This window comes from Vibrio sp. T3Y01 (assembly GCF_013114525.1).
In the GTDB taxonomy this organism is placed as follows: Bacteria; Pseudomonadota; Gammaproteobacteria; order Enterobacterales; family Vibrionaceae; genus Vibrio; species Vibrio chagasii_B.
On the sequence record NZ_VTXJ01000006.1, the window covers coordinates 215,059 to 233,992 of the forward strand.

The window sequence follows — 18,934 nt, forward strand, 5'->3', positions numbered from 1 at the left end:
TTCATGTTGCTTTCAATAGCGTCTGTTGTGAGTTAGACAGGCGTGTATAGTCACGAGGACAGATGAGTCCTAAAGCCGTTAAGTGCGTGCTGCAAAGGAAACTAGAGGGGGCAAATGAAGCAACAAGAAAAGGCTAAGCAAAAACTCTCAACCTAACCTTGCATTGTGGTTAACAACTCCATCATATCTTTGGAGCTGATATTCTTCTTGTGCCTCACAACAGCATCTATCATCAACTCTAAGTTACCAGCTGAAATGTAATCGCTCAAAACGTCATTAAACTGTTCTTGTATCTCATCACTGGAATAGATGTGTTCAGGAATGAAGAATAAGAACTGACTGCCACTACTACGAAACGAAATGGCGCATTCAGGAATTTTAGTCGTTAAAGATTTAGCAGCAGAGCTCACCACCAAATCGCCATATTCAAGGCCATATTTCTGGTTAATTTCACTCAGGTTTCTGATACGCACAAAATAAAGGTCAAAATTATTGTCTCTCGGGTAGTTATTCTTCACAAAGTTCATCAAAGAGACTCGATTTTGAAAACCCGTAATAAAGTCTGTGGAGTGAAGTCTCCTCTTAATTGAGAAGTCGGCATAAAAGATCACTCCTGTTACGATTAATATCAGCGCGAGAAACACACTACTGGCTTGATGCATGATAACTAACCTATCAACCATTATGCTTTTCTCTTCAATCACAGGGCTTTGCAGGCGGAACTTTTCATTAATAAAATCGACTAACGAGTCATAGCAAATATCGATTTTCTTCTGTAGTGACGCCTTGGGCAGTGCACCTTGACTAACCAACTTTATGGAAGATTCTAGCGACTTAAATTTCTCAAACTCTCCGGTGAAATAAGGTTTGAAGTTGGCAGATTTAATGAAATTAGAAGATTCGGTACTGTTGATCAGAATATCAAAGCGGCTCCACGTAATATCATAGGCTAACCACAAATCGTCGTAATTGAGATTATCCGAACGGCTCACCATCAAGAAATTCGCGTATTCCTTTACCAGTTGAAAAACAAACCAGGTTGCTTCGTTTTGCCGATTCGAAAAACTTTTGTTGATATCGTTAATGCGCGTAACACTGTAGATATTCACGCTTAGAACCATCACCGCCAAAAATATTACAACCACTTTGACAGCAGATAGGGGAAACAATTTCTTCATGGTGACCCTCTACAAGTGAATATCTCGTATCTGCCAAATCATCTTCGCATGGAAATCAGTGTTATTGATATCAGGCTGTGACGACAACGGGTAAATCAGCCAGTACGGTCCCTTATCTCTCACAGACATAAATTCACCATTTTGTTTAATGGCAATAATCGGCTGATAGTCATCAAAATCTTCTTTGGGTACCGCCACTTTATAATCGTTCAAAGCAACAATGGTAACGAGGGGAGATAGCGATAAGTCCATGGTTTCTATGATAGCCTGCAAAGTCACACCACTATAAACCGACTCCCCTTCAGCCCATGGAAGGACGGTTTTTATTTCAGTCTGAGGTAATAGCAACAACTGTTCTCGAGTCATTTCATGCTTTTTCCCTATTTGATCGAACACAGTCAAATTTGAGGAAGCCAATATAGAAAATGAGCACAATGAAAGGAAAAAAAGAATTGTCGTTCTCATTTTAATCTCCATTTAAAAAGGTCACTAAGTTGAGTCTAGTTCAGATTATTCATTTGATTTACTAACAACAGTTTTATTTCTTTCAAAACCATCGCTTTGTAAAGCTTCACCTAGGCTGGAGCTTGGGTGAGTCACCTATCAATAAAAAAGTAACTTTGTGCCCTATGAGTAATCCAATTCCCTCCATGAATACGTAGTGACCAATAAAATTGACAAGAAAGATGAGTTTCAAAGTAGCGAGAAGTGTCGTCAATGCATAACCTTTAATCGAACGTAAGTCATTTAAAGAGTCTATTTTATTCGTTTCATGGTGTGCTTATGCACCTTCGTCACTGTAAATAAACCTCAACATGGTTACTCACTTCATAATCAAGGGAATCGATAATGAGTTTTAATAAAAAAGCATTTAACCCCACGGTGGCACTTACTGCCCTAGTAATGACGCTGGTCATGTTTCCTGTTTCTGCTGAAGTTAATCAAGAACAATTTGAGTTAGGTAAGCAAAAAGCAAAAGTATGTATGACCTGCCATGGCGTTGACGGCATTTCAACACAAGATCCCTACCCTAATCTTCGAGGTCAAAAAATGGGGTATCTCATCTCTTCACTCAAAGATTATCAAACGAGAGAAAGAACGAGTGGTTTGGCGGTTCTAATGCAACAACAGGCCGACACGCTTTCAGATCAAGATATACGAGATATTTCGTATTTCTATTCAATGGTCGGTAGCGATTCAACCACATCTAGCGATTGAAGATCATCCACAGATTAAAAATAAGTCAGCCATTGAAACTTTAGGCAAGGAGCCTTGTTATGGAACAAGTGACAACCCAGTACAATATTAAGGTCGTGAAGTACTTTATTATTGCCTCCTTAATCTGGGCCATTCTAGGTATGATTATCGGCGTGATTCTCGCCGCGCAATTGTATTGGCCGGTACTAAACTTTGACTCTCAGTACTTTCAGTTTGGTCGACTGCGTCCACTACATACATCCGGTGTGATATACGGGTTCGTCGTTAATATCCTGATGGGTACATCACTGTACATTGCCCAGAGAACGGGACATTGTGAACTGTTCAACAAAAGCCTGTCATGGATGGTGTTTTGGGGTTGGCAGCTTATCTTGCTATTGGCGCTCATATCGCTGCCAGCTGGCTACACCACATCAAAAGAGTACGCAGAGCTAGAATGGCCTATCGACCTACTTATCGTGTTGGTTTGGGTGCTCTACGCTGTGTTGTTCTTTGGCACTATTGCTAAACGAAAAGTCGACCATATTTTCGTAGCGAATTGGTTCTTCGCTGCGTTCATCATTGTGATTGCAATGATCTTCATCGTAAACAATCTTGCGATGCCCGTTTCTGCCATGAAGTCTTATTCGGTCTTCGCCGGAGCTCAAGACGCCATCGTACAATGGTGGTGGGGACATAACGCCGTCGGTTTCTTGCTGACGGCTGGCGTCATCGGTATGAACTACTACTTCATACCCAAAGCGGCTGACCGCCCTATCTACTCGTACCGATTGTCCGTGATTCACTTCTGGGGCTTAGTTGGCTTCTACACTTGGGCGGGTACTCACCACCTCGTCTACTCTTCCGTTCCGGTATGGGTACAAAACATTGGTATCGTGATGTCACTGATCCTCTGGTTGCCATCGTGGGCGGGGGCATTTAACAGCGCGATGACTCTGCTGCAAAACAAAGAGAAACTTAAGTCCGACTACATTCTCCTATTCTTCTTTTCGGCCATTCTCTACTACTGCTTAGCGACATTCGAAGGCCCACTGCTCGCTATTCGTTGGTTCAACATGGTTGCACACAACACCGAATGGATTATCGGTCATGTTCACTCTGGCGCTCTCGGATGGGTAGCGATGTCTGGTATCGCCGTATTCTATTACTTCATCCCACGTTTATGGGGCAAAACCGAACTTTGGTCACCAAGGATGCTCAAGTGGCACTTCTGGCTCGCGCACGCAGGTGTGGCTATTTACGCGATTGCCTTGTGGGTGGCGGGTATTGGTGAAGGCTACATGTGGCTCACTCAAAAAGACAACGGCGAGCTCGTATACAGTTTTGTGCAAGCTATGGACTTCAAAGCACCTTGGCTATTCCTACGTTTCTTTGGTGGTGCTCTATTCGTACTTGGCCTGTTCTTAATGGCACTGAACCTTTACAAAACGGTGCGCATGCCAGCAGAGCTTGATGTTAAACGAACAGCAAATGGGGAGGCATAAATCATGAGTAAAGACTTTACCCACTCGTTGGTCATTCTAATTTTGACCACCGTAGTCGTCGCCTCTTTCTCACTGGTAGTTTGGGTGGTCCCAAACATCGTTCGAGGAGATGATATCGCTAAAAACAGCCTCGCTGTGCCGTTAACCGCTATCGAGCTAGCCGGTCGAGATATCTACATCAGCGAAGGCTGCCACGTCTGTCACACACAGATGGTGCGTCCTCTTGATCCAGAAATAAAACGTAACGGACGTCCAAACCAAGAAGCAGACGATATCTATGAGTTTCCTAACTTGTGGGGATCTAAACGTACTGGACCTGACCTAACCAATTTAGCAAGAAAGTACTCTGACCAATGGCACGTGATACACCTAATCAACCCTCGACAAGTCGTTCCTACTTCTATCATGCCATCATACCCTTGGCTATTTGAACAAACGCTCACCGGGGATGATATCGGCGACAAGATGGAAGTTTTACGTACGTTAGGTGTGCCTTATACCGATCAAGAAATTGGCGATGCCAGACTGCAAGTAAGAGGAAAAACCAAAGGCGAAGCCTTAATTCGATACTTGCAAAGCCTTGGTAAAGATACGTCACAGGAGGTATCACAATGAATACATTCTGGAATCTATGGGCGGTAATATTAACCTTAATATTCTTTGTTCTAATGGTATCGATTGTCGTTAAATATTGGCGTAGCAATCACAAGGCGGACCACGACCACACCATTGGCACCTTTGATGGTATTGAAGAGAAAGACGCGCCGCCACCCAAGTTGCTGTTCATCAGCTATGCTGTCGCCTTCTTGCTGTCTGCTGGCTATTTGGTCCTCTACCCTGGGCTTGGTGAATGGGAAGGCTTAGTCGATTGGCAACAAAGCGACGACAAGCTTAGCTCCCCTAGCACAACGTTAGATGAGCAGTTTGCACAAACAAGCGAAACCACATTAGAAGGCCTCGCAACTGTTCCAGCTATCGTAAACAGCGGTAGAATTCTGTTCCAGACCCATTGTGCCGCGTGTCACCGCGACAACGGTCAAGGCCAAAAACACTTCCCTAACCTGATCGACCAAGAATGGCTATATGGTGGCAGCGATGAGGCCCTTATTCATTCAATTGCCAAGGGGCGAAATGGCGCAATGCCGGGTTGGAGTGAAATCATGCGCCCAGATGAAGTGGCAAAAGTCTCTTACTATCTAGCGTCTCTAAACCAACGCCATACCGATGTGCCTGAGGTTAAAGTCGAACTCGGTAAAAGCTTGTTTGTCCAATACTGTTCGTCTTGCCACGCTGATGGCACAGTTGCCAACCCAGAGATTGGGGTTCCCGATCTTTCCGATGACACTTGGCTCCATGGAGGCAGCATTGAAGAGATTCAACACACCATCAACTACGGCTTGAACAACCTGATGCCAGCGTTTGATAACCAACTTACCGAAAACGAGATACTGGCTCTAGGCGCCTACATCCGACATGCAGGAGAAGCTGAACAACAGAGGGTTGCAAGCTTGAACTCAGAGTCAGTTGAGCGCGGAGAGTACTTGGCGCATGCCGGTGACTGCGTGGCTTGTCACAGTGCCGAAGGTGGCGAACCCTTTGCTGGTGGCCTGCCGTTTGTTACTCCATTCGGTACCGTGTATTCAACCAACATAACTCCTCACACTACCGAAGGTATCGGAACCTATGACTTTGATGATTTCCGAGCCGCGTTGGTTGATGGCAAAGGTAAAGATGGCTACTTGTATCCAGCTATGCCCTACACCTCGTATCAATATCTGACCGACCAAGACATGTTCGATTTGTGGGAGTACATGCAATCAATCACAGCGGTACCAAGACGCAATGACGACAACAGCATGATGTTCCCGTCAAATATTCGCCTAGGTCTGCTTGGCTGGAATATCGTGTTTATGGATACCGATCCGGTCGATTATCAAGTACCAGAGGAGCTCAAAGACAAAGTCGACAACGTTGAGAAGTGGCAGCAAGGTAAATATTGGGTTGCAGGGCTTGGTCACTGTTCTGAGTGTCACACACCACGAAATATTGCCCAAGCATTGATACCAGAGCGTATTTTCCAAGGTAACTTAATCGATGGTTGGAATGCACCTGACATCACTGCAAATGAGCTGTACATCGATGGTTGGGATGAGAAAACACTCACCGACTTCCTACACACAGGTCACTCAGACAAAGGCACCGCTTTCGCAGGTATGGCTGACGTAGTGAAAAATAGCCTGAGCTTGATGACACGTGAAGATATCGAGTCGATGTCCTACTACTTGTTGAACGGTGATACCAACAACACCATAAGCAGTGACGCGGTGCCGTTAGAGCCGAAGGGCTTTGATGAAGAGTCATACGCTGCCGAGATCTATACGACTTATCGCCAAACCTGTGGTGCGTGTCATGGTGACGATGGTAAAGGGCGGGACCCTATTGCTCCTACCCTGTTGAACAATGGCATTATCATGCACAGCGATCCATTCAACACCATTGCGGTGACGGTCAGGGGCTTACAACCTACGTATCTCGACAAAGACAGAAACTTCATGCCAATGGCGAGCTTTGAAGATGTCTTATCGGATCAAAGGCTAGCAGAGCTGATCACTTTCGTCCGATTACATCTCGGTGACAGAGATGAACCAGTCACCGCAGAACATGTTCGTGAAGTGAGAGAAACCCTAGAGGCAGCGGGTTACGCGGGTGGATTACATACCACACCTGACATGTATGACCGCAGAGATAACAACATCAACATCCGCTAGCGGACCTATCACTTAGAAAGTGAATTGCAAACGACCAAAGGAGACCTAAGTGTCTCCTTTTCTTTTGCGCTTTAAATGCCCTTGCTACTACAACACAATTATAACTAACTGATTACACAATTAAGCAGACTTGCACATAATGCGATCAATCTCGCAGAACAAAGATGACACCGAGTGCATAATACGCAAAATTTTATAATGAGTTACTAAGGACTGATATGGATACAACTACACTCATCTACGATACGTTGGAAGGTCTATCGAGCGCGAAACCACAACAACACGCTCAAATCCGCCAAAATCTATATAACCATCTAGATCTATCATTTGAGAAGCAGTTGGCTTTGTATTCATCCGTTCTTGGTCCAGCAAGTGCTGGTAGATTGACCGATTTAGACAGTGCAGTAATGTCTGCGCGTAAAATTGTTGGCTTAGAAAACAGCTAATCTGTCGTCCAAGTGAATTCTGAAAAACGCTGCCTTGTGCAGCGTTTTTTTATGCTTCAATTTCCCGTAAGTGCAACTTCCCATCGAAGCCCATTCTCTACGCTCTCTATCCCCCGACGACCAGCCATTTAGAGTAATAAGCTCGAACACTGATAAGTGCAATTTGTCGAAATTTTCAAGTTGCGACCATTCTCATTTGGTTAATCTTATGTTCCATTTTTAACAGGTGTGTAACGACAATAATGGCGCTAATGTTAGTAGCACGTTAACCACACAGCGGATGGAAGAATCATGAGAGTACTTATTGAATACACACAGACAGGCAAATATCGTGATCAAGCTTGGGAAGCACTGACCATTCGCTCGAAAGGCGAGATTCAAGCTGTGACCCCATCTTACGCGGCTCAACTTATCGAACAAAATCGCGCCTGCTTAACCACAACAGAACATCAAGATATCGTCATCCAACCTTAATGGCTTATTGAGCTACCCCTCCTAGTTCCTTAAATCGAATAGTTCGATGACCTAACAAAAACGCTGCACGGATGCAGCGTTTTCTTTTTCCGACGTTTCTAATTTTTAACGTCTCTTATTTCTAACTGTGATAGCTTGATTACTTTGGCAAATTCTCTAATGCTTCAACCATCGTCATCAGCTTGTCTACAATTCTTTCACCGTCTGCTCGTAAGCCGTTATGCTCATACTCATTAGTGATCCACGCTTTTGAGTTAGGAATGTTCGCCAATGTTTCACGGCTGTAATCCAGCTCAACGTACATGTCGTCGGCATAAACTGCGCACGCCATAGGAACGGTATTCTTGCTAAGTTGCGCTGCATTGTACAAAGTGCCCCAGTCCGACTTCTCAGCTAAGATATTCGCCGCTTCACGCAGTGGCTTCAGTGTCTCTAATTGGTCAAACATCCATGGGTAGACCATTTCTCCAGTAAACCAGAACTCACTTCCCGATTGGTAATTAAAGTGTGGATACTGCTCGCGTACTCGATGAGCTGACCAATTTGATGCTGTGCCTTGGCAATAGATAGATTCATGCAAAATCGCGTAGATTGGATTGGTTAGGTAACCCTGCTCTTGTTGCATTTGATTTAGGAAGCTATAGCTCAGATGCTTTTTACCGTTCACTTCAACAAACGCACTTTCTAATGTGAAATACATAGGAAGGTTTGCTTCACCAGCACCTAGGTTAATGCCAATCAATTGGAACTGTTCAACCGTAAATACCTGACCGTTTGGTAACTTCACCTCATTGTTAAGCAGATAATCAGAGATCTCACGACACATGGCTTGTGCTTGAGGGAATTGAGCAAAGAAGGCTCTGTTTTTATCTTCAACACGCTTATAGGTCGCACGGTATACATCGTCAGCTTCACGTTCAATAGACGGAATACCGCCCGTCACATAGCAGCGTTGCAAGCTTTTCGGGAACAGTGATAAGTAGCTTAGAGTGCAAAAGCCACCAAAGCTCTGGCCAATCGTCGACCACTGCTTAACACCAAATTGCTCACGAATCGCTTCAGCATCACGAACAATGTTGTCGGCCCTGAAGTGCGTAAGATATTCAGCTTGTTGCTCTGGAGAAAGATGCGCCAAGGTTTCATGGCTGATTACCGTGCTATTGCCAGTGCCACGCTGATCAAGAAGCAGAACGCGGTAGTTTTGTAAGGCACGTTTCATCCAACCTGATTCTCCACTCACACGCGGAGAAGGAAAGCCTGGGCCACCCTGAAAGTAGACAAGCCACGGGAGTTCTTGGCTGTCTTTTGCTAGATCGACAACTTCACGAGCGAATACTTGAATCTGCTGTCCATCTTTCGCTTGATAATCGAGTGGTAGTTCAAAATAGTGCTGACGATACAGGGTGGTTCCATCTATAAACTTAGCTTGCACGCTTCATTCCTTTTTATCTGATTCTAATGTCATCGGTACGAATAAAAGTAGCGCCCTATGGCACACATAGGTAGCAAGATACGCATAGTAGCTCGCAAATGAAACCGTTTGTTTAGCATGAATGTGAAGGTGCTTCATTTGATTGCTCAAGGAGTGTTCGTATCGTTACAACCTGTGTCAAAACGGCGCGTTTTTGAGGCTTTATCAAGGGATCAGTAAATAAAGAAGCAGGAAAATAAAAAGAACTTAACGAGGTGAGGATACGTTAAGCTCTTTTGGTGTTATCTGATGTTTCTTTTGCGGTAAGTTCAATCCACTATGAGGCGACTAACTCTCCTGCCCCTTGAATTGAACGCTGGCTATTTTCAACCAGAATCGCGGTGGCCGTTTCTTTTAATGTCGCCCACTCTGCGTCGTTGACCTCAATGCCATCACGCCACGCGTTTTCTTGTGTCTTAAATAACGACTCCGACGTGACATGTGTTTGGTAGCCATCTGACAAGCGTTCGATATCGAAATCCTGGACGGAAAGTTCGATGGTCATATTATGGATATGTTCGTCCGATGTCAGAGGCAAATCTGATAAAAACAGTTCTGGAGCAACGCAACCACGGTTAAGCACATACAAGGTGCTCTTAGGGTTAGAGCCGTTGTCCCAACGTGCAGTACACGCGATACCTTTCGCGGCCAGTTTCACAAGCTCGCTGTACGCTAGCCAGCGGTTATGACAGTTGTTGAGCTCAATTTTCAACGTCTTCTTACCGACCATTTTTTCAATCGCGTAATCCATTACCACAGGAAGGTGGCACGCTAAACTTGCCTTATGCAGGTCGACTTCAACCGTGTTACCACTAGTCACTTGAATATCAACTGGGCAGTCGTCCTCTAGACCGATAAAGTTGCTCGCATTATTAAAATGACGCACACCATCCAAGCCTACCATTTGCAAATCAGCCACCATGTTCGCTATCACATCGGCTTCACCACATGTACGACGCATCCCTAAAAAGGCTTTGTTGACGGCCGCGACCAATTCATTGTGAGAAACGATCATAGCGATTTACCTCCATGTTGAGCATTGATATGTGTAGGAACGTTATGTGAGCCAGCAAGCTCCGCTTCACTTGGTAAGACTGGGAATACCCACTCGTCTTGATGAATTTCGTCAAGCAACGGTGCGCCTTGGAAGAAGGTTACGCGAACCCAACGATCTGAGCGAGGATCAAACTTAGTTGCACCAAACATAGCCAGTTTGCAACGTAACAGATGCATCGGCAGCGACTCTTTATGAAGCACATTCATTTGAATGTCCCCCATCGCTTTGTTGCCCAGTGTCCATACGCGGCGAGCTATAGCACGATGCTGTGGCTGTTTTACTAAGAACTCGGCTAACGAGAGCTCCGGCGTAAACTGCAATAAAGCATGGTACAAACGATAAGCTTGACGACCGATATCTAACGGCAGTTCACGCTCTTCACCCAGCTCTTCACCTCGAACACCAAGTCTTGGCTCTTCTTTGTCTTGAGAGCGATACCAGAACCAGTAGTTGTTCTCAGCCTTAGTAAAGTCCGTTGTAATTGCCCAGCGGTACTTCTCTTCTAAGATCACTAACAGATCTTGTATCTTTTTACCGCTAGGAAGTGACAGTGCCTCGCTACAATTCATCTGCTCCTGATGGGCGTCCACTAATTCTGGGTACAATTCCATCAAGCATGAGATAAGGATTTCTTGGGCTTCCATACTCATGTGCTTAGATTGTTCAACTAACTGCGCCCATGTATCACATTGGCTGACAGACACTTCTAACGATTGCTCTGAGTGTTTCAACTCATCCACAGCAGCTTTGTTCAGCTCTTGCTGATTTTCATTGATGGTAACGACTTGTTCTAAATGACAAATCGCTTTTTTAACTAATGTACGTAGTGGCTTGATCAACGCCGTATCCGTGTGATTAGCCAACACGTCAGCTAATGCATGTTCACGGGTTGTCATCCATTGGTCGACAATACTTGGGTGGTTAATTAGGTATGGCGCCATGCCTAAACCAGTAGCATTACCCACACCTAGATAGCGTTGTAAGCCTCTGTGCAAGGTAATCGCTTGTTCACCGCCTTGTTGCTCTGCTAGGTAATGAACCCAGTCGAGACTAAATTCACGCAGCATGTATACCGCACACATCTGAGCACTGAACGACTGATTGAAATCTGGGTTCTTTTCTAAAATTTTGAAGTCAGCAATACCGAACTTACCATTACCATAAACCGCAGTCGTTCTCAGGATGTAGCCTACTTCCGCTAACTCTTTGGGCGTTGGTTGAACCCCTTTGGCCAAGTGGCTCACTATGTGTTCAAACACACGCACACTTTTGTTGGCGCGCGCCAGAACAAGCACATTGTTAGGGTTACGACCTGCTTCTTGTAGCGGTACATTCGCACGAAGTCTCTCAAGTAGAGCGACATCCACATCGCCAAGAACCAAAGCAAATGTTACGTCCCACTTTTCAGCAATTACACGGTCATTTCGTTCGTCGTCTGCAATCTCATCGCAGAACACAACCAAATGATAAACATGGTTTGGCGTCTGTAGCTTATAGATAGCATGACCATACCCTTGAGGGTCTAATTGCCACTCATGTTTAGTCACTTTCCATTGCTGTTGCGCCATTTTGCGAATCAAAGTTCTTACGAAGCTGATACGCGTTTGGTGCATAGCACCTAGCCTTTCCGGTGCCATGACGACCGTTGCGTCACGTAGTGCTGATTCAGTGTAGGTAGAACGATGTGCATCCATTTTGCTCACCACCTTTGTAGTTATAAGGGTTTTGCTAGCCATTCAGAACCGATCGTTGCTGTCTTTTGAAGCATTTATAGCGACAGTATGTTGGTTAGCTTTCACGTTTTAATCGTTATTGATGTTGTCGGGGCAAGCGAACTCGCCCCTTATTATTTGTCCTGACTAGATCTCTTGACCTAAATAGTTGCCGTCCGATGTATCTTCACCAGTACGGGTTTTCTCTTCCTTTCGGAATCTGGTATCAGCCTTATTTCAAAGGCTGATACCTTGTTTCTCTTTAATTTTTAGAGAGCGTTACCTCTACCGTTTCTTTACAGTTCCTGCTCTTCTACAAACTCTGCTTTTCTACAAACTCTTTTCTACAAACCTTGCTCTTTCGCCATCTTGATTGCGATTTGAGGCGCATTCCAAAGCGATGGCAGTAAGATTAAGGACACCGGGACCGCTGTGATTACGATGAAAGATTGCAGTGCTGAAATACCACCAGAGCCTAGAGAAATCAGAATCAACGCCGTTACGCCCATCATCACGCCCCAGAAAGTACGGATGATTGCATTCGGCTCTGTCTCACCACTGATTACAACACTGATGGTGTAAGTCATTGAGTCGCCAGTCGTTACGATGAAAATCGTGGTTAAGATCAGGAACAAGATAGAGATAAGCATCGGCATTGGTAATTGCTGAGTTACCGCTAGCAGAGCACCTGGTAAGTTAAAGCCTTCAAACGCTTTACTTACGCTGCCTGGATCTGCGATTTCGAACGCAAGGCCAGAGCCACCAACAATCGTGAACCAGAAACAAGTAACAAACGGTGCAACTAAGCTGATGGTTGAAACCAGTTGGCGAATACTACGACCGCGAGAGATACGTGCAATAAAGATTGCCATCATTGGGCCGTAACCTAGGAACCAACCCCAGAAGAATACTGTCCACCAGCTCAACCACCCCTCGTCACCACGGTATGTCGCCATCGGGATGAAGTTATCGATCATGCTGCCTACACCTTGAATGTAGCCGTTAAAAATAAAGTTTGTAGGGCCAAAGATCAGGATGTAGACCATCAATGCCATTGCAAGAATCACGTTGTAACGGCTTAGCATTTGCATTCCACGGTTAAGGCCGCTCAATGCCGATAATGTGTATAGAACGATAGCGAATAAGATGATGATCAGCTGCGTCGTGAAGCCATCAGGGATATCAAACAGTGCATTCAGTGCATAGCTCACTTGCAAGCCCAAGAAGCCGATAGGACCGATGGTGCCCGCCGCTACAGCGACAATACAACATGCATCAATCAAAGCGCCGGTGTGACCTTTCAGTGCACGTTCGCCTAATACTGGGTAAAGCAAAATACGCGGTTTAAGTGGCAAGCCTTTGTCGTAGTGAAGGTGCATAACCACGATAGACGTTAAGCTGCCGACGATTGCCCATGCTAGGAAACCCCAGTGCATGAAAGATTGTGATAACGCATTAACCGCGCCTTGCTGTGCGTTTTCTTGTGCACCGTACAATGGTGGTGGGCTAACGTAGTGAGCAATCGGTTCTGCTGCAGCCCAAAATACGCCGCCACCCGCAAGTAGCGTACAGAAGATGATCGCCATCCAACGGAAACCATCCATTTCAGGTTTAGCGATGCCGCCTAGGATAACCTTACCTGTTCGCCCTGCCGCCAGGCCAAGACCAATAAGAAAAGTCAGAAGAAGTAGCATTTGCCAGTAAGGACCGAATACTTTTACCGACCACGCAAAGCCCGTGTTAACCAGAGTTGATAACAGTTCGCCATCAAATAGGGCCAGTGTCACGAACAGAGCGATAAAACCGCCGCTGTACCAAAGTGCCGGGTTGGATAACCCTAATTTGTCTGAGGTAGATTCAGACTGGTTGGTGTTGCTTGTTGCATTACTTGCTGTGTGTGCTTGACCCGCATTTAAGCTTGAAGATTTCACGCTATTGGTTAAATCAGACATACTCTGACTCCAGAGGTTTCTTTGCAGCTGTCATAAAAATGATGACTACAAGGGTGTATTTAACACCTGCCCTATTATTTTTGTGTTGAGCAGGCTAATCCATGTTTGGGTTACCGCGTTGCGAAATAGACCGTTGTTCCTTTTGAATAGTGAATTTTGTTAAAGCAGTACTCGCTAAATGAACGTATTTAGAAGATTGCTCATTAGATGCTGACTAGTGAGAAAAACGACTTAACCTTGGCTTTGAGGCTCTAGGCCATCTTTCAAAAAGTTAAACCAGTTTTCTCCTAAGACTTGTCCAGCTTCAGACTCGCTAAAACCATGACGCATCAATCCGTTATAAATATTTTCCATACCCGAACTACCACAGAACCAAGGCAACGCATCAGGCCAACCTGAGTTATTCGCAGAGCCTTCGCCGTAGTCCATCGCTTTAGACCAACGACCATTTCTCATCCATTCAAGGACAGCTTGAGGCTGGTTTAAGCATAGGTCACTACCAATACCGAGGTGTTCGACGCCAACCATGTCAGCAGTGGTCGCAACCATCTGACAGAAGTCTTCCAAGGTACATTGGCTGCCGTTTGGTAGGTGGAATGGGTATAAGCTGAATCCGATTAAGCCACCGCGTGCAGTGAGCGCTTTAATCACATCGTTTGATTTGTTACGAAGTGCATCATGAGCAAACGTCGGGTTCGCATGGCTGATACAAATAGGACGAGAAGACAAATCAATCGCTTCAAGTGTTGAGCGCTCGGCACTGTGAGACATATCGATGATCATGCCCACTCGGTTCATCTCTTCGATGGCTTGTTTACCAAAGCGAGTAATACCGGTGTCGTTCTTCTCGTAGCAACCCGTCGCCAATAAGCTCTGGTTGTTGTACGTCAGTTGCATGATCAAAAGACCCTGCTTGCGCATCACTTCGATAAGACCGATCTCATCATCGATTGGAGAACAGTTCTGAGCGCCTAAGAAAATACCGACTTTGCCAGTTGCTTTTGCAGTCTCAACATCAGCCATTGAGTGAATCGGCATGATAAGGTCTGCATTCTGCTCGAATCTTAAGTTCCATTCTGCAAAGCGAGATAAGGTTTCACGAGCTGTCTCGTGGTAAACCGCGGTAGCGTGAACTGCTGTAATGCCGCTCGCCTTTAGTGTTTGGAAATATTCTCTGTTCCAATTGCAGTATTGCAATCCATCTATAACAATCCGTTGCTGGTACATAACCACTCCTATTGAAAGCTCAGTGTTCTAGCTCGGTTTTGAAAACACGCTCAGGTAGCATGTTTTCAAAAATGGGTTAAATCACTTATCTAAGTTTGTTTTCTGTTTTGGTTTGAATGTTGGCCTGACTCTGTGAATCAGGCCAATTCTTATATAGAAAGCAGATTAGTAAGGACGCTGGTAAGCCGTCTTCACTACTGTGTAGAACTCTTTTGCGTATTGACCTTGCTCACGAGGACCGAAGCTAGACTCTTTACGACCGCCAAACGGTACGTGGTAGTCGGTACCAGCGGTTGGTAGGTTAACCATCACACAACCAGTTTGAGCTTGTTGTTTGAACAGTGCACTCGTACGTAGGCTTTGAGTGATGATGCCGCCAGTTAGGCCAAAGCGAGTATCGTTAGTTGTTGCAATCGCTTCGTCCAAGTCAGCCACTCGAATCACGCTTGCCATTGGTGCGAACACTTCTTCTTGGTTCACTTCCCAATCGTTCTTAGTGTTCAAGAACAACGTTGGAGACATATAGAAACCTTCGTGTTGCATGCTCAAGCGTTCGCCGCCGAATGCTAGCTCACCGCCACTTTGACGCGCTTTCTCAACCCAACCTAGGTTTGCTTCAAGCTGGTTTCCGTCAACAACTGGGCCCATGAAAACGCCTTCCTCCAATGCGTGACCCACTTTCAGCTCGCTCATACGTTTAATCAGTGCTTCAACGTACTGGTCGTGGATGCTATCCATAACAACAAGACGAGAAGACGCTGTACATTTTTGACCTGCACCAGAGAAAGAGCCTGCGATCGTTGCATCAACCGCAGTTTGGATATCTGCATCATCAGCGATAACCAGCGCGTTCTTACTGCCCATTTCCAGTTGGCAACGAACGAAGTTTGGTGCGGTAGCCGCTGCCACTTTACGACCCGTGTCAACAGAACCGGTAAAGCTCACACCGTTCACTTCTTTAGAGTTAATCAGTGCATCACCTACCGTTGAACCGCTACCCAATACAAGGTTAAACGTACCTGCAGGGATACCTTGGCGATGGATGATCTCAGTAAGCGCAACCGCACTTGCTGGTGTTAGGTTTGCTGGTTTCCAGATAACACTGTTACCGAAAGCCAATGCTGGAGCAATTTTCCAAGCTGCTGTTGCTGTCGGGAAGTTCCAAGGAGAGATAATGCCGATAACGCCTACCGCTTCGCGAGTCACTTCAACAGAAACACCCGGGCGTACAGAATCTGCGTTGTCACCAATTTGGCGAAGCACTTCAGCCGCAAAGTATTGGAAGAACTGACCTGCACGGTAAATCTCACCGCGACCTTCAGCAAAAGGCTTACCCTCTTCACGAGATAGCAAAGTGCCCAGCTCATCACAACGGGCAATCAGCTCATCACCAATCGCTTGAAGCACCGCTTGCTTGCGTTCAATCGGCGTTTTTTCCCACTTTGGTTGAGCGTGTTTCGCCGCTGAAATCGCTTGTTGAACTTGCTCAGCACTTGCTTGTGCAAAGTTACCGATGTTTTCAGAAATATCTGATGGGTTAATGTTCGCTACGGTGCTTACACCCGCTTGCCATTCGCCGCCAATGTAAAGTGCGTTTTCTGCTTGAACATTCTGTAAGTGAGTCATCATTCTGTCCTTGTAACGTTAGGTTGCGGTTGAGTCTGGCAACCATCGGATTAATTAATAAATTGTTAATTTATATAGAGAATAAGTATTGATTTTGTATCTAGACGTAAAACTATTCGCTTGTATCAGTAAAGATCTGCGTAGACAAACAGCTTTGATTGGCAAATTGCCTCAGTTCACAGTCCATTTATTCAGGTTGAGACGCCGATGCATAAACCACGAACTCAACCAACATCTCTTCTCTAGCTAGCCCTGCAACAACGACTGCTGCACGATTTGGATAAGGTGCGTTGAAGTATTCTCCGTATACGCTGTTTACCGTTTTCAGGTATTCACGGTCAGTCACGTAAATCAGAACCTGCAGCACAGAATCCATCGATTCGCCTGCACACTCCAAGGTATGAACAAGGTTGTTAAAAGTCTGACGCGTTTGCGCTTCAATACCGCCTTCTACTACTGCGCCCGTTTCATCAATTGGAATCTGAGCCGTGTATAGAGTGCCGTTATTAACGATTGCCCACTCTAGTGGTGCTTTTGAAGCAAAAAGAGCGGTTTTTACTGGGTGTTTTTTAGTTTGTGCGTTCACGATTTCATCCAACTTTGTAACAACTATGTTTCAAGATAGTTAAATACTGCACCTTGACGCCTGATAAATCTAACGGTAAATTTTGTGCATTTGATAAATAAAATCTATCACCTTACAAAAAGTAAGATATAGCAAGGGCTAGAGAGGGATCGAAGTCATGAGTATTAAGCTACAACAGTTAAAACATTTTGTTTTAGTGGTCGAAGAAGGTGGATTTCGTGCCGCCTCTCACCGAGCAAATCGCTCTCAAGCGGCACTGTCTACTTCAATAAAAGAGCTTGAGAAGATACTTGGTCAGCCACTGTTTGAAACAGGCAACAAATCTACACTGACACCTTTTGGTGAAATATGCCTACCAAAAATCATTCAATTCTTGAATGTTTACAAAGCATTAGACAACGACTTACGTGCAGCGGCGGCTGGGCAACAAGGAAGAGTTCGAATAGCGAGCGTGCCTTCGGTGGCAGCCAAATTGATCCCTAGCGTGTTAGGGGCCTTTTGTGAGCAATACCCGAATGTAGAAGTGAGTTTGATTGATGATAATGCGGCAGGTGTAGAAGCACGATTACTCTCTGGAGAAGTAGATGTCGCCCTAGGCAACACCTCCCATTTAGAAGAAGAGAGTATCGACTTCACCCCACTTCTTTCCGATCCTATCGGTGTGGTCTGCTTAAAGGACAACCCTATCGCCGCTCAACCTGAAGGGATCGAATGGCAAACTCTGTTAAAACAGCCCTTCATTCGTAACGGGACTTGCACCCTACTCGATCCAACACCTGCACGTATGCTCAGCGAACAAGCCCTGTATTCCGTAGAGAACATTACTTCTCTGTTTTCAGTGTTGGAACTAGGCATTGGGGTAACCACGCTGCCTAAGCTTGCTTTTCCAACCAATGAAACACGTTTAGTGTGGATTCCTTTGATCGACCCGCCGTTACAGCGACAAATTGGAATATTCCGACTGTCTGACCGTACTATCTCACCCCAAGCGCAAGCTTTTCATGACTTGTGTATTCAATATCTGAGCTATGAAGCTTCATAAACAAGGTTTAGCAAATGGCAGTGCTGCACTGCCATTTGTTGCTTCAAAATACGCTTTATCTGGCCGCATCAACCACTATCAACAAGCTCTTAAGTGGAGTTTGAACTTCATAAAAACGGTTTTAACACTCTCAATTCTTCCCCTTACCATCCAATCTAACCGGCCATAAATACCTCGATGAGTAACAAAAATGCGGATAACCATTGATGTAACACAGTTTTTCCACGCTTCATGAGTAATAAATAAAAAATATATATTTCTGCGTTAATAAACGCACGCCGCTCCCTATAAATAACCAAATAGTGATGAATTAACACATCTAGAGTCCGACTCTAACTCTGATGAAAAGTTAATTTAAGTGTCTGAAAAATATAAATTGATTACCTTAAACACACTTGGCTTGACCCTGATTTATTCGAGCAGTTATCAATAATTAAAGTTATCAGTAAATCATCTGAAATATTCATGATTATAGTGACAGAATTATTACTTTCATAAATGGAAAACACCCATTTCAAAAATGGAATTATTGATGTCGATATTTGTCGTTTTGATCACATAATTTTAGGCGTAGTTTATATTTTGTCGAAACGAGAGCGAATTAGTTTATATCGTTCTATTTCGTCAGGAGATATAAAACCAGTAAGATTATCTCTTTGTTAACAAGCAAAGTTTTATTAACAAGTAAATGCG

General features: G+C 44.9%; 15 protein-coding genes and 1 pseudogene. 7 read left to right on the plus strand and 9 right to left on the minus strand.

Translation table 11 applies throughout. The annotated features are described in order from the left end of the window. Positions 1-152: 152 nt before the first annotated feature. Both F0232_RS08895 and F0232_RS08900 read right to left on the minus strand, forming a co-directional pair. Positions 153-1,178, minus strand: coding sequence for a diguanylate cyclase (locus F0232_RS08895; protein WP_061031068.1), 1,026 nt, complete (start codon positions 1,176-1,178; stop codon positions 153-155). Between the two features lie 9 nt (positions 1,179-1,187). Further along, positions 1,188-1,643, minus strand: coding sequence for a hypothetical protein (locus tag F0232_RS08900; RefSeq protein WP_061031069.1), 456 nt, complete (start codon positions 1,641-1,643; stop codon positions 1,188-1,190). A gap of 384 nt (positions 1,644-2,027) precedes the next feature. Here F0232_RS08900 and F0232_RS08905 point away from each other — a divergent pair, with 384 nt between their 5' ends. The 6 genes from F0232_RS08905 to F0232_RS08930 all read left to right on the plus strand — a co-directional run bounded on the left by F0232_RS08905 (position 2,028) and on the right by F0232_RS08930 (position 7,568). Further along, entirely contained in the window at positions 2,028-2,396 is a 369-nt protein-coding gene (locus tag F0232_RS08905) for a cytochrome c (RefSeq protein ID WP_105058099.1), read from the plus strand. Positions 2,397-2,455: 59 nt separating this feature from the next. After that, entirely contained in the window at positions 2,456-3,880 is a 1,425-nt protein-coding gene (ccoN, locus tag F0232_RS08910; RefSeq protein WP_105058098.1) for a cytochrome-c oxidase, cbb3-type subunit I, read from the plus strand. Then, positions 3,881-4,495 carry a cbb3-type cytochrome c oxidase subunit II gene (locus F0232_RS08915; protein WP_171750744.1) on the plus strand — a complete coding sequence of 205 codons (615 nt, stop codon included), beginning with the start codon at positions 3,881-3,883 and terminating at the stop codon, positions 4,493-4,495. It begins immediately after the preceding gene. Further along, positions 4,492-6,648 carry a cytochrome c gene (locus F0232_RS08920; RefSeq protein WP_105058096.1) on the plus strand — a complete coding sequence of 719 codons (2,157 nt, stop codon included), beginning with the start codon at positions 4,492-4,494 and terminating at the stop codon, positions 6,646-6,648. The genes F0232_RS08915 and F0232_RS08920 overlap by 4 nt, the downstream gene beginning before the upstream one ends. A gap of 218 nt (positions 6,649-6,866) precedes the next feature. Beyond that, the gene (locus tag F0232_RS08925; protein WP_061031074.1) at positions 6,867-7,094 is read left to right on the plus strand and encodes a PAS factor family protein; all 228 of its coding nucleotides are present in this window, start codon (positions 6,867-6,869) and stop codon (positions 7,092-7,094) included. A 291-nt stretch (positions 7,095-7,385) separates the two neighbouring features. Continuing rightward, on the plus strand, positions 7,386-7,568 hold the full coding sequence (locus F0232_RS08930) for a hypothetical protein (protein ID WP_004741177.1): 183 nt from the start codon (positions 7,386-7,388) through the stop codon (positions 7,566-7,568). 139 nt (positions 7,569-7,707) lie between these two features. Here the strand turns inward: F0232_RS08930 and F0232_RS08935 are convergent, their stop codons facing one another. From F0232_RS08935 to F0232_RS08965, 7 genes and pseudogenes are all read right to left on the minus strand, one after another. Beyond that, positions 7,708-9,000: an alpha/beta fold hydrolase gene (locus tag F0232_RS08935; RefSeq protein WP_105058095.1), complete on the minus strand. Its 1,293-nt coding sequence runs from the start codon at positions 8,998-9,000 to the stop codon at positions 7,708-7,710. A gap of 316 nt (positions 9,001-9,316) precedes the next feature. Then, positions 9,317-10,054: a DUF3726 domain-containing protein gene (locus tag F0232_RS08940; protein ID WP_105058094.1), complete on the minus strand. Its 738-nt coding sequence runs from the start codon at positions 10,052-10,054 to the stop codon at positions 9,317-9,319. Then, positions 10,051-11,864 (minus strand): annotated as a pseudogene (locus F0232_RS08945) (hypothetical protein). The gene F0232_RS08940 and the pseudogene F0232_RS08945 overlap by 4 nt, the downstream one beginning before the upstream one ends. Positions 11,865-12,152: 288 nt before the next feature. After that, positions 12,153-13,760, minus strand: coding sequence for a BCCT family transporter (locus F0232_RS08950; RefSeq protein ID WP_008217070.1), 1,608 nt, complete (start codon positions 13,758-13,760; stop codon positions 12,153-12,155). Positions 13,761-13,991: 231 nt separating this feature from the next. Further along, a complete protein-coding gene (locus F0232_RS08955) occupies positions 13,992-14,987 on the minus strand; it encodes a membrane dipeptidase (protein WP_008217072.1) in 996 nt (331 codons plus the stop codon). A 165-nt stretch (positions 14,988-15,152) separates the two neighbouring features. Continuing rightward, on the minus strand, positions 15,153-16,613 hold the full coding sequence (locus tag F0232_RS08960) for an aldehyde dehydrogenase family protein (RefSeq protein ID WP_105058092.1): 1,461 nt from the start codon (positions 16,611-16,613) through the stop codon (positions 15,153-15,155). 187 nt (positions 16,614-16,800) lie between these two features. After that, the gene (locus F0232_RS08965) at positions 16,801-17,199 is read right to left on the minus strand and encodes a RidA family protein (RefSeq protein ID WP_004741170.1); all 399 of its coding nucleotides are present in this window, start codon (positions 17,197-17,199) and stop codon (positions 16,801-16,803) included. Between the two features lie 157 nt (positions 17,200-17,356). On the opposite strand from F0232_RS08965, the gene F0232_RS08970 reads away from it, so the two are divergent. Beyond that, the gene (locus F0232_RS08970; RefSeq protein ID WP_105058091.1) at positions 17,357-18,241 is read left to right on the plus strand and encodes a LysR family transcriptional regulator; all 885 of its coding nucleotides are present in this window, start codon (positions 17,357-17,359) and stop codon (positions 18,239-18,241) included. Positions 18,242-18,934: the final 693 nt, after the last annotated feature.

Bases quoted from the DNA above. Each gene is read 5' to 3' on its own strand.
- F0232_RS08920 (WP_105058096.1), top strand. From the start codon at position 4,492: ATGAATACATTCTGGAATCTATGGGCGGTAATATTAACCTTAATATTC.
- F0232_RS08895 (WP_061031068.1), bottom strand. From the start codon at position 1,178: ATGAAGAAATTGTTTCCCCTATCTGCTGTCAAAGTGGTTGTAATATTT.
- F0232_RS08960 (WP_105058092.1), bottom strand. From the start codon at position 16,613: ATGACTCACTTACAGAATGTTCAAGCAGAAAACGCACTTTACATTGGC.
- F0232_RS08950 (WP_008217070.1), bottom strand. From the start codon at position 13,760: ATGTCTGATTTAACCAATAGCGTGAAATCTTCAAGCTTAAATGCGGGT.
- F0232_RS08905 (WP_105058099.1), top strand. From the start codon at position 2,028: ATGAGTTTTAATAAAAAAGCATTTAACCCCACGGTGGCACTTACTGCC.
- F0232_RS08955 (WP_008217072.1), bottom strand. From the start codon at position 14,987: ATGTACCAGCAACGGATTGTTATAGATGGATTGCAATACTGCAATTGG.
- F0232_RS08930 (WP_004741177.1), top strand. From the start codon at position 7,386: ATGAGAGTACTTATTGAATACACACAGACAGGCAAATATCGTGATCAA.
- F0232_RS08900 (WP_061031069.1), bottom strand. From the start codon at position 1,643: ATGAGAACGACAATTCTTTTTTTCCTTTCATTGTGCTCATTTTCTATA.
- F0232_RS08940 (WP_105058094.1), bottom strand. From the start codon at position 10,054: ATGATCGTTTCTCACAATGAATTGGTCGCGGCCGTCAACAAAGCCTTT.
- F0232_RS08970 (WP_105058091.1), top strand. From the start codon at position 17,357: ATGAGTATTAAGCTACAACAGTTAAAACATTTTGTTTTAGTGGTCGAA.
- ccoN (WP_105058098.1), top strand. From the start codon at position 2,456: ATGGAACAAGTGACAACCCAGTACAATATTAAGGTCGTGAAGTACTTT.
- F0232_RS08925 (WP_061031074.1), top strand. From the start codon at position 6,867: ATGGATACAACTACACTCATCTACGATACGTTGGAAGGTCTATCGAGC.